Source organism: Corynebacterium uberis (assembly GCF_020616335.1).
GTDB classification, from domain to species: domain Bacteria; phylum Actinomycetota; class Actinomycetes; order Mycobacteriales; family Mycobacteriaceae; genus Corynebacterium; species Corynebacterium uberis.
In genome coordinates this window covers 2,388,422-2,413,228 of sequence record NZ_CP085051.1, presented here as the reverse complement: position 1 = coordinate 2,413,228, position 24,807 = coordinate 2,388,422, and the positions used below count along the sequence as shown (strand labels likewise).

Here is a 24,807-nt window from a genome sequence, read left to right as displayed (position 1 = left end):
ACAAGCTAAGGTTGTGCGTGTGATTGATCTGAAGTTTTTGCGCGAAAATCCTGACGTTGTCCGCGCCTCCCAGGTGACCCGTGGCGAGGACCCGGAGTTAGTAGACCAGCTGCTGGCCGCCGACGAGGCGCGCCGGCAGGCCATTAAACAGGCCGATGACCTGCGCGCCGAGCAGAAGTCGCTGGGCAAGCGCATCGGGCAGGCCGCCGCGGAGGACCGCCCGGCGCTGCTGGAGGGCTCCAACGAGCTCAAGGCGCGGGTCAAGGCCGCCGAGGAGGAGCAAAAGGCGGCCGAGGCGCGCGTGGAGGACCTGCAGATGCGCCTGTCCAACGTCGTCGAGGGTGCTCCCGCCGGCGGCGAGGATGACTTTGAGGTCCTTGAGCTCGTCGGCGAGCCGCGGACCTTTGATTTTGAGCCGAAGGATCACCTGGACCTGGGGGAGTCCTTGGGGCTGATTGATATGAAGCGCGGCACCAAGGTTTCGGGCGCGCGCTTTTATTACCTGACGGGCGATGGGGCGATGCTCCAGCTGGGCATGCTCACTCTGGCGGCGCACAAGGCCCGCGACCACGGCTTCCAGCTAATGATTCCGCCGGTGCTGGTGCGCCCGGAGGTCATGGCGGGCACGGGCTTTTTGGGCGCGCACGCCGAGGAGATCTACTACCTCGAGCGCGATGACCTGTACCTGGTGGGCACCTCTGAGGTGGCGCTGGCGGGCTATCACGCCGATGAGATCATCGATCTGTCGGAGGGGCCGCTGAAGTATGCGGGCTGGTCGTCGTGCTTCCGCCGGGAGGCGGGGTCCTACGGTAAGGACACGCGCGGCATCTTGCGGGTCCATCAGTTCGACAAGCTGGAGATGTTTGTCTACTGCCGCCCGGAGGAGGCCGCCGCGCAGCATCAGGCGCTGCTGGACATGGAGCGTGAGATGCTCGCCGCCGTGGAGGTTCCGTATCGCATTATCGACGTCGCCGGGGGCGACCTGGGCAGCTCGGCTGCGCGCAAGTTCGATACGGAGGCCTGGGTGCCCACGCAGAACACCTACCGCGAGCTGACCTCCACCTCGAATTGCACGACCTTCCAGGGCCGCCGGTTGCGCACCCGCTACCGCGACGAGCAGGGCAAAGCCCAGACGGTGGCCACCCTCAACGGCACGCTGGCCACCACGCGCTGGCTGGTGGCCATCCTGGAGAATAATCAGCAGGCGGATGGCTCCGTGGTGGTGCCGGAGGCGCTGCGCCCGTTTGTGGGCAAGGAGGTTTTGGAGCCGCGCTAAAAGGTGTGGTTTTGCGCCGTGAATTATCTGTGAAATTGTGGTAGTTCACCCCCAGATGGGGGTGTTGGCATGGTCGTTGACCAGGGGTTTCGTCGCAGCACAAGCGCATGAGACGGCAGTGCTGCATATGCTCGCACATACAAGGGTCTCTTGCATGGATTCGATCCATCGCAGTGATCAATCACCGATCTCCCCGTAAACCTCGGAAAGGTTTGGTCTCCCCCATGTCCCACTATCGCAGGGCAACAGCACTCCTCCTCGCAGCTGCCACCTCCGTGTCGCTGGGCGTGGCAACGCCCCTGGCGTCAGCGGTGCCCCCAGCGCCCGTCACCCCCGGCTCCAATGCCGCAACCGCCGCTGTCAAGGACGGCTTCCTGACGAGCCAGGATGGCAAGTCCACCCCCATTTACTGGAAGTCCCAGACGATCCCCAACGCCAAGGGCACCGTCGTGGTCGTCCACGGCGCCTCCGAGCACCTGGGCCGCTATGACTACGTGAGCAACCGGCTTCTCGACGCCGGCTACAACGTCTACCGCATGGACCACCGCGGCCACGGCAAGACCGGCCAGGTGCCCGGCACCCCCGTGCCCGCCGCCCACATTGATGACTTCCGCTCCCTGGTCGATGACGTCAACCTGGTCACCCAGAAGGCTAAGACGGAAAACCCCGGCCTGAAGACCTTCATGCTGGGCCACTCGATGGGCGCGATCGCCGCGCAGTACTACGGCATCGTCTACCCCGGCCAGGTCGACGGCATCATCGCCAACGGTGGCGGCGCCCCCATGAACCTTGCCGGCAAGAAGGACCGCGGCGAGATCATCACCCCCGATGAGATCACCGACGCCCAGCGCAAGCTCAACCCCACGATCTCTGAGCTGCTCCCGCTGACGGACCTGACCAGCTTCAACGCGCACGCCGCCCAGCAGCTCATCCCGGGCCGCACCGACCTGCGCATCCCCTCCTTCCCGGGCTCGGAGAAGATCTTCATCCCCAACATCCTGAGCACCGGCGTGGCCTCGGACAAGGCGATCAGCGAGGACTACAAGAATGATCCGCTGGTGAACAAGGGCCTGACCCTGGGCATGGTGGAGCAGGTGGCCATCGGCGGCATCTTCGATGGCCTCAACGCCGACAAGTTCACCGCCCCCACCCTGATCACCTACGGCACCAAGGACGGCCTGGTGCCCAGCTACTTCTCCGTCGACTGGTACAACGCCATCTCCTCGCAGGACAAGCAGCTCATCGGCTGGGAAGGCCAGATGCATGAGGTGTTCAACGAGCCGGCCAAGGGCCAGGCCATGGACACCGTGATCGACTGGATTAACAAGCACAACGGCGCCTAGTTCAGCGACCGCGCCCGCCCCTTCACGGCCTCCTGGTCGTCGCACCGGAGCTTCGGGGCGGGGGCGCTGAGCGCAGCCAGGGCGTCATGGCACTGGCGCCCGTGTGCGAGATGATCCGAGCTAGTGGCGTGGGCGAGTACGCCCGCGCCATTTCTCGTGGAGCAACATCGTGCGTGTGGCAGTTGTGGGGGTATAAAATTTTCAACCATGGTGTCAAATACCCTGTACCGAGGAATTGTTGAAGTAGCCAAGGCCGTCACGGTGGCCCAGGGGTTGAAGATGCATACCTCGGGGGAGGAGAACATTCCCACTACAGGCGGTGCGGTCTTGGCCATCAACCACACCGGATATATGGACTTTGTGCTGGGGGGATTCCTGCCGCGGGAGCGCGGCCGTTTGGTGCGCTACCTGGCAAAATCGGGGATTTTTCAGCAGCCCGCAGTGGGCTGGCTCATGCGGATGATGGGACATATCCCAGTGGACCGCATTGACGGTAAAGCTTCATTTAATGCGGCCGTAGAGGCGGCGCGTGCGGGCGAGATTGTGGGCATCTTCCCGGAGGGCACCATTTCGCGCAGTTTTGAGATCAAGAATATGCGCACCGGGGCGGTGCGCATTGCGCAAGAAGCCGGGGTGCCCATTATCCCCACCGTTCTTTTTGGCTCCCAGCGCCTGTGGACAAAGAATGGCCGCCGGCACCTGGGGCGCTCGCATATCCCCATCTACATCAGCGCGCTAGAACCCTTGATGCCGGGCCCGGATGCCCAGGAGGAGACGGAGAAGCTGCGGGAGCGGATGCGCTCGGGGCTGCAGGATCAGTGGCGCGCCTACCAGCGCGACTATGGGGAGTTTCCGCAGGGCGAGTTCTGGGTGCCGGCCCGCTTTGGGGGCGGGGCCCCGTCCCCGGAGGACACGCAGGTGGAGGACTCCGCGATTGAAAATGAGCGGTATCGCATCCGCCGGCTGACCGAGGACCTTACGGGGCTGAATGCGCGGATCAAGGAGGTCTCGCGCAACATGGCCGGCGGGGTCTATGAGGCCTATGACACCGCGGTGGATAAGGCCAAGGGGGCCATCGCGCGGGCGCATGCCAGCGTGACGGAGTCGGCGCAGCAGTCTGCCCGGGACACCCAGGGTCTGGTCGAGTGGGTCAAGTCGAGCATCGATGAGTTGTCGGTGGAGGGCAGCAGCGGGGTCAAGGAGGGCGCGGAGCGGATCTCTGCGGCTGTGGACCAGCTCAAGAACAATGCGCAGACGCTCTATACTCAGCTGGCTGCGGATTCGGCGGAGGCCTATGACGGCTCCCGGCTGGAGGAGGCGCTGACGCGCCTGGCCGCCCAGTCGCGCCAGATTCTGGACCGCCTGCCCCACCGGGTGCGGCAGCGTTTTGTGGGCCTGCCGGAGGCGGTGGTCTGTGACCTGGATGGCACCCTGGTTGCCGATGACGGCACGGTGGCGCGCCGGGATGTTGAGGCGTTGCGTGAGTGCATGGAGCTGGGCACCCGGGTGATCGTTACCAGCGAGTACGGCCCGGATGAGTGGCATCGCACGGTCGCGGAGATGGGCCTGGATACCCAGCCGGTGGGGGTGTGTTACGGCGGCGCGATGGTGGTCGCGGGTGGCGATGCTGCGGTGGGTGCGGTCAAGGCGCTGAGCGAGCAGCAGGTGGAGGCGGTAGCGGGGGGCGTCGATAAGCTGGGCGAGCAGGTGGAGCTGTCGTGGCGCACGGCTGCGGGCGGTACGGACAAGATTGCCGCGGTGGTTCATGTGCCGGGGCGCACGGCGCGGGAGGTTGCCGGCCGGCTCCAGGAGTTGGTGGGCGAGCAGGCGCGGGTGACGTGGTCGTCGCCGACGCGGGTGCAGGTGACGGCGCCGGGGGTGGATAAGGGCTCGGCGGTGGCTGAGGTGTTGGAGCGCCTGGGTATTGCCGCGGATAAGGTGGTGGCTTTTGGTCGTGCGCCTTCTGATATTCCGGTATTGCAATTGGTGGGCTATTCCGTGGCGGTGGCGAATGCTGATTCGGCGGTGTTGCGGGCCAGTGGGGCGACCACGGCGGGGAGTAATGAGTCGGGTGTGGGGCAGTTTATGGAGGCGGTGCTGCGGGCCGTGACGGAGGGGCAAAACCAGCGCTGAAGTCGGACGAAAGCAAAAAAGGTTTTGGGGGAAAACATGGATTAATGGATGTGCGCGGGGGGACAAGATGGGGTTGGTACAGCGCACATAAAGCACAAATATGCAGGTCACGGCGGTTTATCTGCCTTGACCCCTTTTGGGGGTAATCCCCCCGAAAGGGTGGTGCACGGGCATAATTGGTTTTGCTAACGTTGAGATCATCACATGTGTGAGCCGACGCCCCCCGTTGTTGGAAATCGGACGGGTGGTGTCGGTCGTGCTCCCGATCCGCGCAGTGGCCCGCCCATGAGGGGCAGCCCGTGGATTGTGGCAGCTCGATATAGAAGGGTTTGGTCCTCAATACCGATGGCTTCCACAAGCAAGCAAGCATTCAACCCGGAGTATTTCGAACAAGCCTGGAAACGGTTCGGGGAAGAAGAGTTTGACGTCGTCATCATTGGTGGGGGCTCTGTGGGCGCGGGAGCCGCGCTCGACGCCGCCACCCGTGGGCTCAAGGTCGCGGTGGTGGAGACCCGCGACTTCGCGGCGGGAACCTCTTCACGCTCCTCCAAGATGTTCCACGGCGGCCTGCGCTACCTGGCCATGCTGGATTTCCGCCTCGTCGCGGAATCCCTACGGGAGCGCGAGCTGAATATGTCTACCCTGGCACCGCACCTGGTCAAGCCGCTGCGCTTCATCTTCCCGCTGACCCACCGCCTGTGGGAGCGCGTGATGATGTTCGGCGGCTTTACCCTGTATGACCTCATGGGCGGCGCGAAGTCTGTGCCCATGCAAAAGCACCTGAGCCGCAAGGGCGTGCTCAAGGTGGCCCCGGGTCTGAAGAATGACGCGGTGGTCGGCGGCGTGCGCTACTTTGACACCCTTGTCGATGACGCCCGCCACACCATGACCGTGCTGCGTACCGCCGCCGAGTACGGCGCCGTGATCCGCACCTCCACCCAGGTCACGGGCCTGAATACGGAGAACGGCCGGGTCGTGTCCGCCGAGCTGCGCGACACCGATTCCGGCGCCACCACCACCATCCGGGGCTCGGTGTTCATCAACGCCACGGGCGTGTGGAATGACGAGATTGAGAAGATGGCCGGCGCGGAGGGCAAGTTCTCCGTGCATGCCTCCAAGGGCGTGCACATCGTGGTGCCCAAGTCCACCTTTGAGGCGGATGCGGCGATGTGCTTTGTCACGGACAAGTCGGTCTTGTTTGTCATCCCGTGGGGCGAGTACTGGATCATCGGCACCACGGATACGGATTGGGATCGTTCCCTGTCCAAGCCGGATCCGGCGCCGACGCGGGCGGACATTGATTACATCCTCAACGAGGTGAACAAGCACGTGCGCCGGGAGATCACGCTCTCGGACATCGTGGGCGTGTACTCGGGCCTGCGCCCGCTGCTGGAGGGCAAGTCTGATTCCACGTCGAACCTGTCGCGCAACCACGCGGTGGCCCGCTCGATCCCGGGCCTGGTGTCCGTGGCGGGAGGCAAGTACACCACGTACCGGGTCATCGGTAAGGATGCCGTTGACCTGGCCATTCAGGACGTTCCGTTTAGCGTTTCTGGTTCGGTGACGGATCAGACCCCGATCCTGGGTGCGGACGGCTACCACGCCCTATCCAATCAGGTTCCGGCGCTGGCGCGGCGCTTTGGCATCGATGAGAAGAAGGTCGAGCACCTGCTGGGGCGCTACGGTTCGCTTATCGACGAAGTGCTCGCCCCCGCCGCCGAGCAGCCCGTGCTGCTTGAGCCCGTCCCCGGGGCCGAAGGCTACCTGTGGGCTGAGGTCGCCTACGCCGTCACCCACGAGGGTGCGCTGCACCTTGAAGACCTGCTCAATCGCCGCCTGCGGGTGGCCATGGAGTATGACCACCGCGGGCTGGACAGCGCCCAGCCCGTCGCGGAGTTCGTGGCCGAATACCTCGGCTGGGACGACGCCCGAGTTGCCCAGGAGGTGGAGACGTTCCGCGAGCGCGTCGAGGCCGAACTTGCCGCCGAAAAGGCACTCACTGATCACGATGCCAACAGTATTGTCACCGGCGCGAAGGATTCGCGGCCGAGTGTTGATCATTCCGTGGAGGAATAAACAACTATGATCACCGCAACCGCAGCGTTTGTCTGGGAGTTCTTCGGAACCGCCCTGCTGTTACTCCTGGGTAACGGCGTCTGCGCAGTCAACACGCTGCGCACCTCTGGCGGCCGGGGAACCGGCTGGCTTGTCATTGCTTTCGGATGGGGCATGGCCGTCTTCGTCGGCGCAAGTGTCGCCGACCCCTCCGGCGGCCACCTCAACCCCGCAGTGACCCTCATGCTCGCCATGAAGGGCTCCGTTGAATGGAACCTGGTTCCCGCTTACCTCGCCGGCCAAATGCTCGGTGCGATCGTGGGTGCCTGCCTGGCGTGGGCTGCGTTCAAGCAGCTTTTCGACGCCAATAACTACGACGAAGACGGCAACGTCACCGGAGCCAACCGCACCACCGGCGGCATCTTCTTCACCGCCCCCGCCCACCCCAACAACGGCTGGAACGCGGTCACCGAGTTCATTGGCACCTTCGTGCTGCTGTCCTTCATCGCCTTCGGCCCCGGCGGCGGCGAACTGGGCCCGCTGACCTACTTCGGCGTCGCGTTTGTCATCGTGGCCATCGGCATGTCCCTGGGCACGCCCACCGGGTACGCCATCAACCCGGTGCGTGACCTGGGCCCCCGCCTGGCCTACGCGTTCCTGCTGCCCATCAAGGACAAGGGCAATCCCAACTGGGGTTACGCCTGGGTGCCCATCGTGGCCCCCATGCTTGCGGCCGCAGCCGTTGGCCTGCTGACCATGGCCCTCTAAAGATTCGACGCGGCGGATTCTTCCCACACCACAGAGCAGGGAGGACCGCCGCTTCCCCTATACGGAACGTCCCCCACACCACAGCAAGGGAGTATTCATCATGAGCGAAAACGACTTTTCCAACAAGTACGTCGCAGCCATTGACCAGGGCACGACGTCCACCCGCTGCATCATCTTCGACCACGACGGCAACCAGGTTGCCTCCGGCCAGTTCGAGCACGAGCAGATCTTCCCGCAGAAGGGCTGGGTGGAGCATGACCCGGTAGAGATCTGGGACAACACGCGTCGTGCCGTGGGCGCCGCCCTGGCCGATAGTGACGTCTCCCGCGAATCCATCGTGGCCCTGGGCATTACCAACCAGCGCGAGACCACGGTGGTGTGGGACAGGAAGACCGGCGAGCCGGTCTACAACGCCATCGTCTGGCAGGACACCCGCACCTCGGAGATCTGCAAGGAGCTCTCCGGGGAGGAGGGCCCGGACCGCTGGCGTGAGGTCACCGGCCTGCGCATCAACTCCTACCCGTCCGGCCCGAAGGTCAAGTGGATCCTGGACAACGTCGAGGGGGCACGCGAGCGGGCAGAGGCCGGCGACCTGTACTTTGGCACCATTGACACGTGGCTGCTGTGGAACCTCACCGGCGGCGCGGAAGGCGATGAGGGCAATGACGCCCTGCACGTCACCGACGTGACCAACGCCTCGCGTACCCTGCTCATGGACTTGAAGACCCTCGAGTGGGATCCCAAGCTGTGTGAGGCGATGGGCATCCCGGAGTCCATGCTCCCGGAGATCCGCCCCTCGGTGGGAGACTTCCACAAGGTGCGCGCCCGCGGCACCCTGGGTGGGGTGCCCATCCGCGCCATCCTGGGCGACCAGCAGTCCGCCATGTTCGGCCAGGGCTGCTTCCGCCCGGGCAGCGCCAAGAACACCTACGGCACCGGCCTGTTCCTGCTGCTCAACACCGGCACCACGCCGAAGTGGTCCGACCACGGCCTGATCACCACGGTGTGCTTCCAGATCGAAGGCGAAAAGCCGGTCTACGCCCTGGAAGGCTCGGTGTCCATGGGCGGCTCGCTGGTGCAGTGGCTGCGCGATAATCTGCAGCTCATCCCGAACGCCGCCTCGATTGAGAACTTGGCCCGGGAGGTGCCGGATAACGGCGGCGTGTACTTCGTGCCGGCCTTCTCCGGCCTGTTCGCCCCGCACTGGCGCCCGGACGCCCGCGGTGTGATCGTGGGCCTGACCCGCTTTGCCAACCGCAAGCACCTGGCCCGCGCCGTCCTGGAGGCCACCGCCTACCAGACCCGCGAGGTGGCCGACGCCATGGTGGCGGACTCCGGCGTGGAGATCTCCGACCTGCGCGTCGATGGCGGCATGACCATGAACGAGCTGCTCATGCAGTTCCAGGCGGACATCCTGGGCACCAACGTGGTGCGCCCGAAGAACATTGAAACCACGGCCACCGGTGCGGCGTTCGCCGCCGGCCTGTCCGCGGGCTACTGGCAGGACCTGGACGTGCTGCAAAATGACGCCGACGAGGTCACCGTGTGGAAGCCCAAGATGGACCAAGAAAAGGTCGATGAGCTCTACTCCGAGTGGAAGCGTGCGGTGAAGCGCTCGCTGAACTGGGAGGACCCGGACGCCGAGGACGACGAAGCCTAAACCTCGACGCCACCACGCAGCCCCCAGCCGGGCGGTCCGAGACCGCTAGGCTTGGGGGCTGTGACCATCCCGCAGCCCTTACTCATTGTCAGCGACATCGATGGCACCTTTGTCACCTCCGCCGAGCGGGTGACCGCCCGCCTGCGGGAGGTGGTGGCCCGGGTCGTCGATAAGCAGTGTGCCTTTGCGCTGGCCACGGGCAGGCCGCACCGCTGGCTCTTTCCCGTGCTCGATCAGCTGCCTGTCGCCCCGGTGTGTGCCACCGCCAACGGGGCGGTGCTCTATGACCCGCAGGCGGACGAGGTGCTCTCCGCCGCCGAGCTGGACCCGGCGATCATGCGCACCGTGGTGGCGCAGGCGCGCGCCGCACTCGGACCGCACGTCCCGCTGGGGGTGGCGGTGGAACGCTGCGGTGGCAGCGTCGCCGGCGCCGGCGCGGCCGATGAGGACCTTTTTGTGGTCTCCCCCGACTATGTGCACACCTGGGATGCGCAGGGCTTCCAGGTGCGCGCTGAGGCGGAGCTGCTGGCCAGCCCCGCCGTCAAGCTGCTGCTGCGCCGGGAGGACCTTTCCTCCGCGCAGATGTATGCGGCCGTCGCCCCGGCGATCGACCCCGCCCAGGCGCACGTGACCTACTCCATGCCGGACGGGCTGCTCGAGGTGGCCGCGCCGGGCATTACCAAGCAGCGCGCCGTGGCGCAGCTGGCGCAGCGCTACCAGGTCCCGCGGGAGCGGGTGATCTGCTTCGGGGACATGCCCAATGACATTGAGATGCTGCGCTGGGCCGGCCTGGGGGTGGCCATGGGCAATGCCAGCGCGGAGGTCAAGCAGGCCGCGGACATCGTCACCACCAGCAATGACGATGACGGCGTGGCCCGGGTCCTGGAGCGCTGGTTCTAAATCCCAAAAAGCGCCTCGGCGTTGCCGTGGGCGAGCTTGGCGCGCACCTCGTCGCTGACGGGGGCGTCGAGAAGAAAAGCCCGCGGCTCCACGTCGGTGATGTAGGGGTAGTCCTGCGACCAGACGATGTGATCGGCGCCCATTTGCTCCAGACACAGCTGGAGCTGGGCGTTGGTGTAAATACCCGAGGGGGTCACCCACACCTGATCGCGGTAGGTCTGCGAGATCGACCGCTCCCGCCCGGGGAACGCCAACCCCAGCTGATCGTCCAGGCGCTCCAGATAGCCGGGAACCATCTCTCCCCAGTGGCCCGACAGGATCTTCAGCTCCGGTAGGGCGTCACACACCCCGGCGACGATGAGCCGCAGCACGTGGATGCCGGCCTCGATGTGCCAGCCATACCCGGAGGTGGCGAACATGAACTCGGCGGTCTGCGACCAGTCGCCCGCATAGTAGGTGGAGCGCACCTGGGGGCGCACCATCAGCGGGTGGATATACAGGGGCGCGCCCAGGCGGGCGGCGCGCTCCAACAGCGGCAAGAAGCGCGGATGGTCCAGGAACTGATCCTCCAGCCCGCCGGCGACGAGCAGCCCGCGAAAACCCAGCTCCTCGACGCAGCGCTGGAGCTCATCGGCTGCGGCGTCCGGGTCAATGAGCGGCACGGTGGCCAGGCCCACAAAGCGGTCCGGGTGCTCGCCAATCATGCCCGCCAGGCGGTCGTTGACACTGCGGCACAGCTCCACCGCCCGCGGGTGGATCAGGTTGCTCGGCGAGCCGTGCCCGTGGGAGACCACCTGCACATCCACGCCCACGCGATCCATGTGCGCCAGGCGTTCGGCGCCGAGGTCCTGGTAGCCGGTCAGCCCGCCGAAGTAGCTCCCGAGGAAGCTGGTGAACTCCGGCTCCTTGATCGTGCGGTCCACCGGGGCGGCCAGGGCCTGGGCCTGGGCGGCGATGTCTTCGAAGGTGACGTGCTCTTCGGTGGTGATCAGCCTGGTCAGCGTCATGCTGCTGGTGCCTCCGATAGCTTGGCTGCCTGCGGAGCCTGCGCGGCCTGCGGGGCCTGTGAGGTCGTGGGCGAAACGTGCGCCGTGCCGGTCGCCGGGTCCACGGTGATGGTGCCGTGCTCAAAGTCTGCTTGCAGGCGGCCATCGACGTCCCGTGGCTCGCTCGTGGGCAGGCCCAGCGGGCCCTGGTCGTAGCCCTGGCGCGCCCACTGGGTGGCAAACTCGCCCCACAGGGCGTGCGCCCCGGAGCGCGGGTTGGTCAGGATGATGCCGTGGTCGAAGAGCACGTAGCGGGTATCGCCGGAGGCCTGCACGCCGCTGCGCGGGGCGCCCAGGACCGCCTGGAGGGCGGACAGAAGGTCGTGCCAGAACGCGGCGGCGTCCGGCTGGGAGCTGAACTCGATGAGCGATTGGGCGACCACGGGGACGTCGGAAAGCTCAATGCCGGGACGCAAGGTGGCCTCGGGCGCCGCTGGTTGGGCGGGCGACGTGGTGGTCGTGGGCGCCTCGGAGGCGGTATCGGCGTCGCGGCGCGGGGCAGGGGTCTCCTGCGCGGCGCGGGCGGCGATCTGGCGGATGGTGCCCATCTGCGCGTAGCCGGCGTCGCCCGGGCAGGTGGTCAGCCCGACGTCGCGGTGGGCGAAGATGCGCGGCAGGCGCACCGGGGTGCCCAGCGGGAAGCGGGTGAACGTGGAGCCCTCAGAAAAGTGGGTCGAGGAGTCGGTCGGGTTGATGCCCTCCAGCGCCAGGCGCCACCCGGCGAGCCTGCCCACGGACTCCAGCGTCTCGGGCGACGGGGTGACCGTGGAGTAGTTGCCCATCATGGAAATGCCCCACGTGTTCTGGTTGAACCCTCCCACATGGGCGCCCTGGACGGCCTTGTTTAAGCCGCCGGCGCGGCCCTCATAGATGGTGCCAAACTTGTCCACCAGCGCGTTGTATCCGATGTCGCACCAGCCCAGCGTGCGGGCGTGGTACTGGTAGATGCCGCGCACCACGCCGGCGGCCTGCTCGCGGGTGTAGTTGTTGGACCCGGCGGTGTGGTGGATGGCCACGGCGGAGACGTGGTCGTCGATGGTCGGCTCCATGCAGCGCAGGGACTCATCGGCACCCCAGCCGGCCCGGGAGACCACTGGCGGCATGCCGTCGGAGGCGGCTGTTTCCGCCACGGGGGCGATGCCGCCGGGCTGTTCGCCGGGCTGCGCCGTCGCTTGGGTGCCGCCGTCGATGAACACTACGTCCAGGCCCTGCGTGCCTGCATGCGCGGCCGGATCGGGGCTGACCAGGTCCACCCCGGCGACAAAGACCTGCACGGTGGAGGTGGGCTCCACATAAATCAGGTCCGTGCCGGTGCGCCCGGTGGCGCTGGGCTCATCGACCTTGTCTGCGTCGAACCACGGGCCCCAGGACCCGTCCGCGCGCTGGGCGCGGATGAAGGTGGCGGACAGGTCGCGCTCGGCCGGCCACGTCACCGCGATCATGGAGAAGGGGTCATCGCGGTGGAACTCCTTGACGGTGCGCGAGGTGGCCTCGGCCACGCCGTGTTCGACCTCCTCGCGGATGCCCTGGGAGATCACGGCCGGGTCCGGCACGACCACGGTGGCGCCGTCGCTTAACGCGGCGGTGGCCTCGGCCACGGGGATGGGGCCGGGGCCGGGGGCATCCGTTGCGGTGATGGTGTGGGTGACGGCTGCGACGCCGCCGGCCGCGAGCGCAGTGGCGGCGAGCAGGGCAAACACGGGCGTGCGGCGGGTGGGGTTGATGCGGGGGCGTTGGTGCACGGTGGTTCTCCCTGGGGTGGTGCGGGGCTTGTCGAGCAGTTCTTGGGCGCGCACGTCAGCGCGCGATGTGCCAGTTACTCTAGTGCACTCATGTTACTAATGTGACTAACGGTGCTGGTGTGTCGTGCTCCGACCTGTGCCCCAGCGGCCTCCCCAGCGGCACCCCCAGCGGCGCGCACCACCTGGGGGACGCGGGGGCGTCGATAAGCAATCTCTTCTGGCGGGGCGTGGGACCTGCGCCACCACCACCAGGTGCATTAGCCTTAAACAACCATGGAGAACTTTGATCTGTTCGTGGTTGGTTCCGGCCTGTTTGGGCTCACCGTCGCCGAGCGGGCGGCGTCCCAGCTGGGCAAGCGGGTGCTCATCGTGGAAAAGCGTGCCCACCTGGGCGGCAACGCCTACTCGGAGGCTGAGCCGGAGACCGGCATCGAGGTGCACAAGTACGGCGCCCACCTGTTCCACACCTCCAACAAGCGGGTGTGGGACTACGTCAACCAGTTCACCGCATTCACCGGCTACCAGCACCGCGTCTTTGCCATGCATGACGGCACGGCCTACCAATTCCCCATGGGGTTGGGGCTGATCAACCAGTTCTTTGGGCGCTACTATTCGCCGCAGGAGGCGCGCGAACTCATCGCGCAACAAACCGATGGGCTCGACCCGGCGGAGGCGAAGAACCTGGAGGAAAAGGCGATTTCGCTTATCGGCCGCCCGCTGTATGAGGCCTTTATTCGGGATTACACCGCCAAGCAATGGCAGACCGACCCCAAGGAATTGCCCGCCGGAAACATCACTCGCCTGCCGGTGCGCTACACCTTTGACAACCGCTACTTCACGGACACCTACGAGGGCCTGCCCGTCGACGGGTATGCCGCCTGGCTGGAGCGCATGGCAGACCACCCGAACATTGAGGTGCGCCTGGATACGGACTGGTTCGAGGTGCGCGAGCAGCTGCGCGCCGACAACCCGGACGCGCCCGTGGTCTACACCGGCCCGCTGGACCGCTACTTCGACTATGCGGAGGGCCGCCTGGGCTGGCGCACCCTCGACTTTGACACCTCGGTGGAGCCGGTGGGCGATTTCCAGGGCACCCCGGTGATGAATTACAACGATGCGGACGTGCCCTATACCCGCATTCATGAATTCCGCCACTTCCACCCGGAGCGCGATTACCCTAAGGACAAGACGGTGATCATGAAGGAATACTCGCGCTTTGCCCAGGAGGGTGACGAGCCGTATTACCCGATTAATACGCCCGAAGACCGCGCCACCCTCGATGCTTATCGACGCCGCGCCGCCGCTGAGGCAGGCGACAACAAGGTCCTCTTCGGCGGGCGCCTGGGCACCTACCAGTACCTGGACATGCACATGGCCATCGCCGCGGCACTGACGATGGTGGACAACACCCTTACTCCCTACTTTGTGGACGGCACCCCGCTCGCACAGCCGCGAGGGCACTGACCAGGAGGCCTGCCCCAATGAGCGCCCAGCTCGCCGGTGGATCCGTGGCGCGCAACAGGCAGGTGGCCAGCTTCCACCACCAGGCGTGAGAAAGCCCAAAGATCACTGATTGCCCGATTGTCCACCCGGCCGTGATGGTGATCGCGGTGGTGGAATCGCGCACCAGAAGAATCGGGCAGAACACGAGCAGCAGCAGGGCGCAGTTGCGGGCGGGCAGGGGATCGACGATCCCCAGGGCCAGCGGGCCGACCCACAGCGCGGCGACAAGCAGGAGCCGCCGCGCGAGCTGCGGGCGCGGAGCGTGCCACTCCAATTCCGTGAGCGTGCCGGTAAAAAACAACCCGAAGGCGATGGGGTAGGCCAGGGCCGCCAGCCCATTGACGGTCATGGGCGGCAACGGGCCGCCAGCGAGTACGGGCACAGGCACGCGGACGCTGCCCCAGGCGTGGAACACCACCAGAGCGGCCAGGAGCAGGGGGCCGGCCAGGTGAGCGCGGTGTCCGAGCGCCCACAACGCCGCGTGGGGGCGGGTAGTTAAGACTGTGCCGGGCAATGGGCCTCCATGAGGGCTAACGCGTCTGGGGCAGTAAGCCGGGCGGCGGGCAGCGGCGGGATGAGGACGGGAAGATAACCCAGCCCCGCTTGGTCTGCCAGCGGGAGGCCGCACAGGCGAGCATCACTTAGCGCGGGATCGCGTGCGAGGTCCTGGAGGAGAAACTCCCACACCCGTTGCGCCTCATTGTTGCCGTAGGTCGCCCGCAGTTGATCAGGGCGGCTGGGCCTTTCTGAAATCTCTGTGCGTGGCTGTGCGGCTGGGCTAAGCCTCTGGTACACCTCGCGGGCCTGCAAGTTGCTGGAGATGAACTCGGGCGTGGAGTCAGGCCAGTGGCACATGTGGATATCTGCATCGCAGGTGAGATCCGCGCTGTCGCGGGGGCTGGTCGAGCTAAAGTCCAGACCTGCGGTGAGGGGAACGGCTGCGATGATGCCGGCGATGGCCATGCACGCCAGTGCCCCGGCCATACCAAGGGTGATCGGTGTGGCCGTGCGCAACGCGACGATCGCGGCGCCCACGAGCCCAACGCTGGTTACTGCCAGCAGTGAGCCACCAACCATTGCAGGAGCCAGCACCGAGTCGTTGGTACAGCAAAACACCGGAATTCCGGTCAGGTGCCGCCAGGTAGTGGTGGGTAGCGCCGGTGGAACGACAATGAGCAGGTAGGGGATAAGAAGCGCGAGCGGTAGGGCGAACAATCCACGCAACCACAAGCCCAAGCCTGCGCCCAGAATCGTCCAGGCTATTCCGTGTGCCAGGCAGATGGCCACAAGCCCTGGGGTGGCGCTGCTGGTCAAGGAGCTGGCCACACCGCGCGTGAGCACGCACGCGACAAAACAGACAAGCGGTAGTAACGGCAGAGCCCACAGCCTGCGGGTAAGGGCGCGCAGGATGGTGCGGTGGTTGGTCCCTCGCTCCAGGAAGGCGCGCAAGCTTCCGGCCTCCCACGCCGCAGCCATGCAGGCGGCAGGGGCCGCGGCGGCAAGCGTGAGCATGGCTTCGGAGACATCCAGGTGGGAATAATAATGAAAGGATCCCCCGTCGGTCATGAGCTGAGAGATCACTAGCCCGACAAGAATGATCCAGGTGGTGGGCCGGCGCAGCCAGTGGTGCCACCCGAAGGGTCTAGTCATGGGTGCCCCCTTCGTTCCTGGGATTCAAAGAGCGGGCGAGCTCCCCGACGATCCCGGGGGTAGAACGCTGCGCAAGAAAATCCTGGGGCGTGCCATCAAAGCAGATGGTTCCGGAGTCGAGGACAAGGATGCGCTGGAAGGGCGGGCCAAAGTCCGCGGAGTTATGGCTAGACACAACGAGCGCGCGGCCTTGCTCGACCACACCGTGATAGAGCTGGGTGAGCTGGCGGCGTGCCACGGGGTCCAAGGCGGCGGAAGGCTCGTCGAGGAGGAGCCGGTGAGCGGGGGAACCGAGGGCAGCGGCCAGGGCCAGCCGCGCCTGTTGGCCACCGGAGAGTTGATCGCAGCGTTGGCTGGCCAGCTCGCGCAGGCCTACGAAGTCGAGCCAATGGGCAGAATCAGTACGCGCGTGGCGCCGGGACGCTCCCCATAGCCAGGCGACGTATTCTGCGTACTCGGCGCAGGTAAACCCTGCGATGGGCCGAAAGTGCTGCGGCAGGTAGACCACGGCCTCGTCGGTAGAGATGCTGCCGGTGCGCGGGCGCAGCTGCCCGGCCACCAGCTTGAGCAGCGTGGTCTTGCCGGCGCCGTTGACGCCGAGCAGCAGGGTGGGTCGGGTGTCCAGGGTCAGCTCGGGGATGTGCACGGTATCGCGCGAGGCGCGCCGGGGCCGGTAGTGCAGGTCGGTGATGTTCACTGGTGGTTCCCGCCCGTGGTGGGGTGTGTTCGGCGTGGCGGGCGCGGTGCCGTGGCGGCCATGGTTCTCCAATCGAGGGCAAAAATGTACAGGAAGAGCTTAGGGGGCGGTAGGGGGGTGCGCCAGAGATTAGCCCTGAGGCATTGATCACAGGCGGCCCTGCAGTCCACCCCGGGGGAGGGAACGGTTGGCTGCGACCAATCATTAGACACGCCGACGATTGACATGGGTGTACGGCCTGCGCTAAGGTGAACGCAAAGTTAACAACAGGCGCGCCCCGGGTTAACTCCCCAGCTGGGGACGGGGTGCGCGCCTGGCCTCGCAACCAGAAAGGACCAGCCATGTACAGCACCCATGACGCGCTGTGGAGCGTCCGCGAGGACCTGCACGCCGCCTTCGACGCCACCTATGCTCCGCAGACTATCGACGCCGCACTCGACGCCGCCGCAGCCAACTGGCACGGCACCGCGAGCCCGTTTTCCAAGATCTTCATCGAGCGCGATGCCCGCGAGGCCTTAAGCTCCGGGCGCGTGAGCGCCGAGGCCGCCGCGCCGCTGCCTTCCGCGCGCCAGGTAGCGCCTCAGGCAGCGCACCACGCGGCAACCGCCGCTTAAGTCAGCCCACAATTCCTGCTCGCACAACCCCCGGACCTTTCCGCGAAACTTGCCCCACGCGGAGCTCACGGCCGGGGGTTGTTGCGTGTTCGCTTCGCGGGGCGGGGTGCCCACCTACTACTCTTTACGGCAAGTAGGTGCCCGCGGCGGCGCGCGCACCCCAACCATGAAGAAACGCGAAAGGCGGGACCCACCACAGTGAGCGCACCCGAGACACCATCACAGGACGCCTCGCAGGCCGTTGAAAGGCTGCAACGCTTCCTCATGCCCCAGCGTGGAGAACCGGCCGACGTCCGGTCGCTGTATTACCTGGAGACCCACTCGGTGCAGCAGCGGGTGCGCACACCCGACCGCTTCAGCGTGGAGATCCCCGCCGGCGCGGAGCTGAGCCTGGAGACCTACTTCAATGCCTTCCCGGCGAGCTATTGGCGCCGCTGGTCGCAGCTGGATCGGGTGATCCTTAAGCTGCACGTGGCCGGCCAGGCGCGCGTGGACGTGTACCGCTCGCGGCTGGACGGGGGCCGCATTGCGGTAGCGGCGGCGTCGGCAAGCGATGAAGACGTGGAGTTTGAGCTCACGCTCGCCCCGTTCGAGGACGGCGGCTGGTACTGGTTCGACGTCACCGCCGAAACGGACGTGACCATTAGTAATGCCGGCTGGTTCGCCGCGCAGGCCCCCGGCCCGCAGACCATGCCGGACGGCACCCAGGTGGGGCCCTTCCCCGCCGAAGTCACCGTGGGTATTCCCACCTTCAACCGACCGGCCGACGCCGTCGCCGCGCTCGAGGCGCTGGGCTCGGACCCGGAGGTAGACGCCATCATCTCCGCGGTGCTCATGCCGGACCAGGGCACCGCGCACCCCGCCGACGAGCCCGGATACGCCGCCGCCACCGCGCACTTTGGGCAGCGCTTCTTTGAGTTCCGCCAGGGCAACCTCGGCGGGTCAGGCGGGTACTCGCGCATCATGTATGAGGCCCTGGGCGACGCCACCCCGGACAGCCCCTACATCCTGTACATGGATGATGACATCGCCATCGAGCCGGACTCCATCCTGCGCGCCGTGCAGGTCGCCCGCTATGCCCGCAGCCCCATCCTGGTCGGCGGGCAGATGCTCAACCTGCTCAACCGCGCCGAGCTGCGCACCATGGGCGAGGTGGTCAACAAGGCGGACTTCATGTGGGCCCCGGCCCCCAACGTCCACTACGACCACGACTTCTCCGAGCACCCCATGAGCGATCGCGGCAAGCCCGGCGACAAGCCCGGCACCGTGAACTCCTGCGACATTCACCGCCGCATAGACGTCGACTACAACGGCTGGTGGATGTGCCTGTTCCCCTCCGTGGTGGCCGAGCAGATCGGCCAGCCGCTGCCGCTGTTTATCAAGTGGGACGATACGGAATACTCCCTGCGCGCCAACAAGGCCGGATACCCCACCGCCACCTGGCCCGGCGTGGCCATCTGGCACATGTCCTGGGCGGACAAGGATGACGCGATCGACTGGCAGGCCTACTTCCACCTGCGCAACCGGCTCATCGTCGCCGCCATGTACCACGACGGCCCCATCGACGGGCTGCTGCGCTCCATGCGCAAGGCCACCTTCAAGCACGTCATGTGCCTGGAATACTCCACCCTGGCCATCCAGATCGAGGCGGTCAAGGACTTCCTGGCCGGCCCGGATCACCTCTTTGACATCCTGGAGACCTCCCTGCCGCGGATCAACGCGCTGCGCAAGACGTTCCCGGACGCGCAGGTCATCCCTTCGGCCGCGCAGCTGCCCGCCCCCTCGGGCGCGCCGGGCGTGCCCACCCGGGACATCGGCGGCCGGCTGGCCCCGGTGAAGAAGCTGCGGTGGCTGGCCAAGGGCCTGGCGCACTCGCTGCGCACCGAGGACCCCGCCAACCACACCGTGCCGCAGGCCAACCTGAGCAAGGATGAGGCCCGCTGGTTCTCCCTGTCGCGCCTGGATGGGGCGACGGTGACCACCGCCGACGGTAAGGGCGTGACCTTCCGCAAGCGCGATCGCGCGCAGGCCAAGGAGCTGCTCACCCAGACGCTGCGGCTGCACAAGGAGGTGCGCGAGCGCTTCCCTGAGCTGCAGAAAACCTATCGCGCCGCCATGGGCGAGCTGACCAGTCGGCAGGCCTGGGGGCGGGTGTTCGAGCAGTGAGTTGGACCGATACTGAAGCAGATGGCCTAGTAAACATCCAGCGCGTCCTGGCCCACCGGCCTGGGGTCATCCCGGCGGCCCGCGCGTTGAGCGCGTTCGGCGAGCACGCCCTGGGCTGGATGGGGCTGGCCGCAGTGGGCGCGGCGGCGGATCGCGCGCGGCGCGGGCAGTGGGTGCGCCTGGGTGCTGCGGCCTTTGTCAGCCATGCGGCGTCCGTGGTGATCAAGCGCATCGTGCGCCGCCCCCGCCCCCACGATGAGCGCATTGCCATCGGGGTGGGCACGCCGTCGAAGCTGAGCTTCCCGTCCTCTCATGCCACCTCCACGGCCGCGGCCATGGTGGCGCTGTCGCGGATTCTGGGCAGCCCGGCGCCGCTGGCGGTTGTGCCTGTGATGATGGCCTCGCGTATGGTGCTGGGAGTTCATTACCCGACTGATGTCGCAAGCGGCGCCCTGCTTGGCGCGGCCACGGCGGAGGCGATGAGAAGAATGGAGAGGGCTTCCGAGTGACCGATAAGCACGCCGGTCTTTTTAGTTCCGAACCCCACACCGAGGGCATCGATAACACCAAGCGACGCCAGCCGCCGCGCAACCTTGCCGACGCCATGGTCAAGGCGCTGCGCCCCAAACAATGGGTGAAAAACGCCCTCGTCGTCGCCGCACCGGCCGCCGCGGGTGCCGACGCCCTGCTCGACGGGCGCACGCTTGTCGACGTCGCCTTGGCCTTCGCAGTCTTCTGCCTCGCCGCCTCCTCGATCTACCTGATCAATGACGCCCGCGACGTCGAGGCCGACCGGGCGCATCCCACCAAGCGCTTCCGGCCGATTGCCGCCGGCGTGCTGCCGGTGACGGTGGCCTATGTCATGGCGGTGGTGCTCATCGTCGCCGCCGTGGGACTGTCCTTCCTGGCCACCTCCGGCTACGGGCTGGCCGTGGTGGTCGCCGTGTACATCGTGCTGCAGCTGGGCTACTGCTTCGGCTGGAAGCACCTGCCGGTCATTGACATCGCGCTGGTGTCCTCCGGGTTCATGCTGCGCGCCATGGCCGGCGGCGTGGCGGCAGGCATCGCCCTGTCCCAGTGGTTCCTGCTGGTCGCCGCCTTCGGCTCCCTGTTTATGGCCTCCGGCAAGCGCTACTCGGAGATGCTGCTCGCCGAGCGCACCGGCGCGAAGATCCGCAAGTCCCTGCGCGGCTATACGCCCACCTACCTGCGGTTCGTGTGGACGCTGTCCGCCACCGCCGTGGTGATGAGCTATGCCCTGTGGGGCTTTGAGATGAACCACCAGGTCACCGCGGCCTCCGGGGTGTGGTACCAGATCTCCATGGTGCCGTTTACCATCGCCATCCTGCGCTACGCGGCCGACATTGACCGCGGCGACGGCGGCGCCCCCGACGAGGTGGCGCTGACCGACCACGTCCTCCAAGCGCTGGCCGGGCTGTGGGTGGCCTGCATCGCCGTGGCCGTCTACGTGGTGCCCGCCTTCGCCTAAACGGGCTGACATAGCCCCGGCGGCCTCAGCGGTTTTTCGCATCCGCGCCGGGGGCTGCGGGTTAGCGGCTGGGGCGCCACCTAGCGCCTGTGGTGCCGGCTGCGCGCCGGCCACCCCGACGCCCCGGCCAGGGCGCACAACCACACGGCCAGCACGCCCAGCAGCATGCCCAGCCCGCCGCCGTCCACCACGCCCGGGGCCGGCAGCGGCGCGCCGACGGCGGCGCTAAACGGGGGATACGCCAGGGCGCACAGGCCGGCGCTGGCGGTGATGAGCGCGCCGCGCCAGCGGGGCCGCAGCGGCAGCGCGGCGAGCGCGGCCAGCGGCACCACGACCACGGAAAGATAGTGCGTCCACAGGATCGACGCGCAGGCCATGGGGACAATCAGCGCGCCGGTCATGATGACGGGGTAGCGCCAGGCGGGCAGCGTCCAGGCGGCCGCGGCGATCGCCGCCGCCAGCACCCCGGCCAGCGCAAGGGCCAGGGCCTGCCCCGCGCCCGCGGCCGGGACGGTGGGGGAGACAACGTCCGCGCCCGCGTCCGCGAGCACCCCGCGCGCCTGGGCCAGCACCGAATGCACGGACTGGTTCACCGGGTTGACCGGCACCAGGGCGCCCACGCGGCGCACTGCCGCCACCCACGCCGTGCACACGCTCACGCCCCCGACGGCCAGGCTGGCCAGCCCGGCGAGCCCGGCCGTGGCTGCCGCGGCCAGCCCGGTGCGCCGGTGGGTGGGAAAGAAGATCATGGCGGCGATCACGGCCAGGGGGGTCAGCTTGATGGCGGCCGCCACCCCGAGGACCGGCCCGGCGAGCCACCAGCGGCGGTGCGGGGCGGCCAGCCCGTAGGCCACGGCGGCGAGGATGAGTGCGGTGGTTTGCCCGATCCAGGTGCCCAGCGCCACGGGGGTGCTCAGCAGGAGGGCGACGGTGGCGAGGGCGGCTGGGGCGGTGGGGCAGGGCCGGCCGGTCCATAGTCGTACGGCTGCGGCGACGAGCACCACGGTGGCGGCCCCGGAGGCGAGGATGAGGGCGTCGACGGCGGTGGCAAAGCTCATCACGCGGGTCAGCGGGGCCAGCGCCCCGGCCAGGGCCGGCAGGTGCACGTAGGGGTGGGGAAACGGGGTGGTCAGCTCGGGAATGATCTGGGCCCAGGCGGGCCCGGACCAGGCGGAGAAGTCCTGCGGGTCGAAGTCGTAGAGGTGGTCGGCCTGGCCGCGGGCGACCAGCAGCGCCCCGCCCCACAGGGAGGCGAAGTCGTCCGGCTGGCTGCGGCCATGCCAGAGCGCATAGTTGAGCAGGGCGGCCAGGGCGGCGAGGGCGGCAAGCGGGCCGGTCATGACGGCGGGGCGCGGGGTATGAGCCGCGCCGGCTACGGCGGGGGGTACAGCGGGTGTGGTGGGCATCGGGGCTCAATATACGCACAGGCCGGTGCTGATGGGTCTGGCTGCTAGCATTTCCAACCATGACCACTGCTTCCCGTTGGCGCTTGGCTTTGCGCTGCTCTGCTTGGGTCAGCGCCGTCTTCTCCGGCGCGATCGCGTTGTATGGGGGGTGGATGCGGCGGTGGATTGCTGATGACGGCCTGATCGTGTTGCGCACCGTACGTAACATCCTGGCCGGCAACGGCCCGGTGTTTAACGCCGGGGAGCGCGTGGAGGCCAATACCTCGACGGTGTGGCAGTACATGATCGCGGCGGTGGGGATGGTCAGTAGCGCCCGGCTGGAGACCATCGCCATGTGGTTGGCGTTGCTGTGCACCACCGCGGCGTTGGTGATCGTGTGCCTGGGCACGGCGGGACTGTACCGCCTTTCGGGGGCGCGTCCGCCGCGGCGGCGGGAGCCGGGGGCGCGCCGGGCCCACCGGGTGCGCAGGCGTGCGGACCGGCGGGCTCGTCGGCGGGCGGAGCGGGGCCGCGGCGCGTACCCGGGTCCGGTGGTCGTGGTGCCGCTGGGAAGCCTGGTGTACCTGGCGCTGCCGCCGGCGCGGGACTTTGCCACCTCGGGGCTGGAGTGGGGCTTGTGCCTGTTGTGGCTGGCGGTGGCGTGGGCGCTGCTGGTGGTGTGGTCGCGGCCGCGCTATAGCGGGCGACATGGTGCGGGGGCGGCGTCGATAAGCGGATGGCCGGTGTATGTGCTGGCGGCGTGGGCGGGGCTGTCGTGGCTGGTGCGCCCGGAGTTGGCGCTCTACGGGGCGCTGATCGGGCTGCTGCTGCTGGCCACGGCGCGCAGCGTGCGCACGGTCGCGGGTATTTGCGCCGCGGCGCTGCCCATCCCGGCCGGCTACGAGCTGTTCCGCATGGGCTACTACGGGCTGCTGACCCCGCATACGGCGGTGGCCAAGTCCGCCTCCGGCGCGGAGTGGGCGACGGGGTGGCGCTACGTGACCAACCTTGCGGACCCCTACGTGCTGTGGGTGGGGCTGGCGTTCGTCCTCGCCGCGGCGGGCGTGGTGGTGCTGAACTTCTCCGGCAGGGTGGTGCTGCCGCGTGGCCAGTGGCCGCAGCTGCGCCGCCCGGCCGTTGCGGTGGGGGTCTTCGCCCTCGGCGGGCTGATCCACCTGCTGTATGTGGTGCGCGTGGGCGGGGACTTCATGCACGGTCGGATGCTGCTGCTTCCCCTGTTTGCGCTGCTCGCCCCGGTGAGCGTGATTCCGCTTTTCGACGCCGCCCGTCCCCGCCTCGCCCCCGCGCTCGGCCTGGGGCTGCTCACCTTCGGCGCCTGGGGATGGTCGATCGCGGCGGTCCTCCACGGCTCCAGCCCACACACGGAGGCGGACCCGGGCCAGTTCCACGTCGTCGACGAGCGCGAGTTCTGGACCTACAACACCGGCCGCGCCCTGGGCCAGCCGCCGCGGCAGCTGGGGGACTACTCCACAGCCTCCGCGATGGGTAACTTCCCGGACGCGGTGATCACCGCCCAGGAGTCGCACGCGGGCATGCTGCTGGGCGCCCCGGTCGGCGAGCACATCGACCAGATGCTGTGGCTGCCGCTGCCATCCACCCCGCCGACCGGCCCCAGCCAGCCCGACGCCCGCATCCCCGCGGACCTGGCCGGCCAGCGCCCCACCATCTACCCCACGGTGATGGGCATGATCGGCATGGAAGCGCCCCTGGACATGCGGGTGGAAGACACCGTCGGTTTGGCCACCCCGCTGGCGGCGCGCCAGCCCCGCATGGAGGGCGCGCGCATCGGCCACGATAAGGCCCTGCCGCTGGCCTGGCAGATAGCAGACACCGCCACGGACATTAACTCCCTGCCCAACACCTTTGATAAGGCCCAGCTGACGGCGGCGCGCGCGGCGCTGCGCAGCCCGGAGCTGGTGGAGCTGTTCGAGTCCTACCGCGCCCCGCTGACGTGGAGCAGGTTCTGGTCCAACGTGGGATTCGCGCTCACGCAGGGCCGCCACCTGGAGATCTCGCCGGATCCGACGAGCTATCAGGGCCAGGAAGACCCGGATGCGCAGGTGGTGTGGCCGGTGACGGTGCACCTGGATGAGCCGCGCTAGGCCGGCGGGGCGCCGGGGCTAAGCGGGTGGTCTGTGGCTGGTCTGCGGGCGGCCTGTCGGGGGTGTGCAGGTGGCGCGCACGGGTGGTCTGGACGGTCACGAACTGATAACGTTTCGGATGCTGGTTGGCTGTATCGGCGGGTGGCGCGCGTTAAGGTTCGGTGTAACGTCGCTGCCCGCGCCGCCGATAAAGCCCCATGAACATCACAAGCGGGCAATGCTGGGATGCACCTGATTGGCGTGTGAGTATCCGGTGT

At 67.5% G+C, this 24,807-nt stretch carries 19 protein-coding genes; 13 read left to right on the top strand and 6 right to left on the bottom strand.

The features are described 5' to 3' along the window. The first annotated feature begins 19 nt into the window (after positions 1–19). The 7 genes from serS (at position 20) to LH390_RS10920 (ending at position 10,135) form a co-directional block, all read left to right on the top strand. Positions 20–1,276, top strand: a complete 1,257-nt coding sequence (gene serS, locus LH390_RS10950; RefSeq protein ID WP_227281290.1) for a serine--tRNA ligase — start codon at positions 20–22, stop codon at positions 1,274–1,276. Between the two features lie 224 nt (positions 1,277–1,500). Further along, positions 1,501–2,619 carry an alpha/beta hydrolase gene (locus LH390_RS10945; RefSeq protein ID WP_227281291.1) on the top strand — a complete coding sequence of 373 codons (1,119 nt, stop codon included), beginning with the start codon at positions 1,501–1,503 and terminating at the stop codon, positions 2,617–2,619. 207 nt (positions 2,620–2,826) lie between these two features. Then, on the top strand, positions 2,827–4,752 hold the full coding sequence (locus LH390_RS10940; protein ID WP_227281292.1) for a 1-acyl-sn-glycerol-3-phosphate acyltransferase: 1,926 nt from the start codon (positions 2,827–2,829) through the stop codon (positions 4,750–4,752). A 345-nt stretch (positions 4,753–5,097) separates the two neighbouring features. Continuing rightward, positions 5,098–6,828, top strand: a complete 1,731-nt coding sequence (locus tag LH390_RS10935; RefSeq protein ID WP_227281293.1) for a glycerol-3-phosphate dehydrogenase/oxidase — start codon at positions 5,098–5,100, stop codon at positions 6,826–6,828. 9 nt (positions 6,829–6,837) lie between these two features. Then, entirely contained in the window at positions 6,838–7,575 is a 738-nt protein-coding gene (locus LH390_RS10930; protein WP_227282690.1) for an MIP/aquaporin family protein, read from the top strand. A 100-nt stretch (positions 7,576–7,675) separates the two neighbouring features. Then, the gene (glpK, locus tag LH390_RS10925) at positions 7,676–9,235 is read left to right on the top strand and encodes a glycerol kinase GlpK (protein ID WP_227281294.1); all 1,560 of its coding nucleotides are present in this window, start codon (positions 7,676–7,678) and stop codon (positions 9,233–9,235) included. Positions 9,236–9,295: 60 nt separating this feature from the next. Then, positions 9,296–10,135, top strand: coding sequence for an HAD family hydrolase (locus LH390_RS10920; RefSeq protein WP_227281295.1), 840 nt, complete (start codon positions 9,296–9,298; stop codon positions 10,133–10,135). On the opposite strand, the gene LH390_RS10915 is transcribed toward LH390_RS10920, so the two are convergent. Together LH390_RS10915 and LH390_RS10910 are read right to left on the bottom strand one after the other, a co-directional pair. Beyond that, positions 10,132–11,142 carry an amidohydrolase family protein gene (locus LH390_RS10915; protein ID WP_227288229.1) on the bottom strand — a complete coding sequence of 337 codons (1,011 nt, stop codon included), beginning with the start codon at positions 11,140–11,142 and terminating at the stop codon, positions 10,132–10,134. The genes LH390_RS10920 and LH390_RS10915 overlap by 4 nt on opposite strands. Beyond that, positions 11,139–12,923, bottom strand: coding sequence for an N-acetylmuramoyl-L-alanine amidase (locus tag LH390_RS10910; protein WP_227281296.1), 1,785 nt, complete (start codon positions 12,921–12,923; stop codon positions 11,139–11,141). The genes LH390_RS10915 and LH390_RS10910 overlap by 4 nt, the downstream gene beginning before the upstream one ends. A gap of 273 nt (positions 12,924–13,196) precedes the next feature. Here LH390_RS10910 and glf point away from each other — a divergent pair, with 273 nt between their 5' ends. Next, positions 13,197–14,387: a UDP-galactopyranose mutase gene (gene glf / locus LH390_RS10905; protein ID WP_227281297.1), complete on the top strand. Its 1,191-nt coding sequence runs from the start codon at positions 13,197–13,199 to the stop codon at positions 14,385–14,387. On the opposite strand, the gene LH390_RS10900 is transcribed toward glf, so the two are convergent. From LH390_RS10900 to LH390_RS10890, 3 genes are read right to left on the bottom strand one after another with little or no spacing between them, the layout of a single operon-like run. Continuing rightward, positions 14,335–14,940, bottom strand: a complete 606-nt coding sequence (locus tag LH390_RS10900) for a hypothetical protein (protein WP_227281298.1) — start codon at positions 14,938–14,940, stop codon at positions 14,335–14,337. The genes glf and LH390_RS10900 overlap by 53 nt on opposite strands. Then, a complete protein-coding gene (locus LH390_RS10895; RefSeq protein ID WP_227281299.1) occupies positions 14,922–16,076 on the bottom strand; it encodes a hypothetical protein in 1,155 nt (384 codons plus the stop codon). The genes LH390_RS10900 and LH390_RS10895 overlap by 19 nt, the downstream gene beginning before the upstream one ends. Beyond that, positions 16,069–16,773 carry an ATP-binding cassette domain-containing protein gene (locus LH390_RS10890; protein WP_227281300.1) on the bottom strand — a complete coding sequence of 235 codons (705 nt, stop codon included), beginning with the start codon at positions 16,771–16,773 and terminating at the stop codon, positions 16,069–16,071. The genes LH390_RS10895 and LH390_RS10890 overlap by 8 nt, the downstream gene beginning before the upstream one ends. Before the next feature lie 341 nt (positions 16,774–17,114). Here LH390_RS10890 and LH390_RS10885 point away from each other — a divergent pair, with 341 nt between their 5' ends. From LH390_RS10885 to LH390_RS10870, 4 genes are all read left to right on the top strand, one after another. Beyond that, positions 17,115–17,387 (top strand): hypothetical protein, encoded by a 273-nt coding sequence (locus LH390_RS10885; RefSeq protein WP_227281301.1) that lies wholly within the window; start codon positions 17,115–17,117, stop codon positions 17,385–17,387. A gap of 198 nt (positions 17,388–17,585) precedes the next feature. Next, positions 17,586–19,553 (top strand): glycosyltransferase, encoded by a 1,968-nt coding sequence (locus LH390_RS10880; RefSeq protein WP_269961679.1) that lies wholly within the window; start codon positions 17,586–17,588, stop codon positions 19,551–19,553. Beyond that, positions 19,550–20,062: a phosphatase PAP2 family protein gene (locus tag LH390_RS10875; RefSeq protein ID WP_227281302.1), complete on the top strand. Its 513-nt coding sequence runs from the start codon at positions 19,550–19,552 to the stop codon at positions 20,060–20,062. Before LH390_RS10880 ends, LH390_RS10875 begins: the two co-directional genes overlap by 4 nt. Continuing rightward, complete coding sequence (locus LH390_RS10870; RefSeq protein WP_227281303.1) at positions 20,059–21,042, top strand: decaprenyl-phosphate phosphoribosyltransferase; 984 nt, start codon at positions 20,059–20,061, stop codon at positions 21,040–21,042. Before LH390_RS10875 ends, LH390_RS10870 begins: the two co-directional genes overlap by 4 nt. Before the next feature lie 80 nt (positions 21,043–21,122). Here the strand turns inward: LH390_RS10870 and LH390_RS10865 are convergent, their stop codons facing one another. Further along, positions 21,123–22,448, bottom strand: coding sequence for a glycosyltransferase family 87 protein (locus tag LH390_RS10865; RefSeq protein WP_227281304.1), 1,326 nt, complete (start codon positions 22,446–22,448; stop codon positions 21,123–21,125). A gap of 59 nt (positions 22,449–22,507) precedes the next feature. On the opposite strand from LH390_RS10865, the gene LH390_RS11595 reads away from it, so the two are divergent. Then, positions 22,508–24,550 (top strand): arabinofuranosyltransferase AftB family protein, encoded by a 2,043-nt coding sequence (locus LH390_RS11595; RefSeq protein ID WP_269961680.1) that lies wholly within the window; start codon positions 22,508–22,510, stop codon positions 24,548–24,550. The last annotated feature ends 257 nt before the right edge of the window (positions 24,551–24,807 follow it).

Bases quoted from the DNA above. Each gene is read 5' to 3' on its own strand.
- LH390_RS10945 (WP_227281291.1), top strand. From the start codon at position 1,501: ATGTCCCACTATCGCAGGGCAACAGCACTCCTCCTCGCAGCTGCCACC.
- LH390_RS10940 (WP_227281292.1), top strand. From the start codon at position 2,827: ATGGTGTCAAATACCCTGTACCGAGGAATTGTTGAAGTAGCCAAGGCC.
- LH390_RS10935 (WP_227281293.1), top strand. From the start codon at position 5,098: ATGGCTTCCACAAGCAAGCAAGCATTCAACCCGGAGTATTTCGAACAA.
- glpK (WP_227281294.1), top strand. From the start codon at position 7,676: ATGAGCGAAAACGACTTTTCCAACAAGTACGTCGCAGCCATTGACCAG.
- LH390_RS10915 (WP_227288229.1), bottom strand. From the start codon at position 11,142: ATGACGCTGACCAGGCTGATCACCACCGAAGAGCACGTCACCTTCGAA.
- glf (WP_227281297.1), top strand. From the start codon at position 13,197: ATGGAGAACTTTGATCTGTTCGTGGTTGGTTCCGGCCTGTTTGGGCTC.
- LH390_RS10895 (WP_227281299.1), bottom strand. From the start codon at position 16,076: ATGACTAGACCCTTCGGGTGGCACCACTGGCTGCGCCGGCCCACCACC.
- LH390_RS10885 (WP_227281301.1), top strand. From the start codon at position 17,115: ATGTACAGCACCCATGACGCGCTGTGGAGCGTCCGCGAGGACCTGCAC.
- LH390_RS10865 (WP_227281304.1), bottom strand. From the start codon at position 22,448: ATGCCCACCACACCCGCTGTACCCCCCGCCGTAGCCGGCGCGGCTCAT.
- LH390_RS11595 (WP_269961680.1), top strand. From the start codon at position 22,508: ATGACCACTGCTTCCCGTTGGCGCTTGGCTTTGCGCTGCTCTGCTTGG.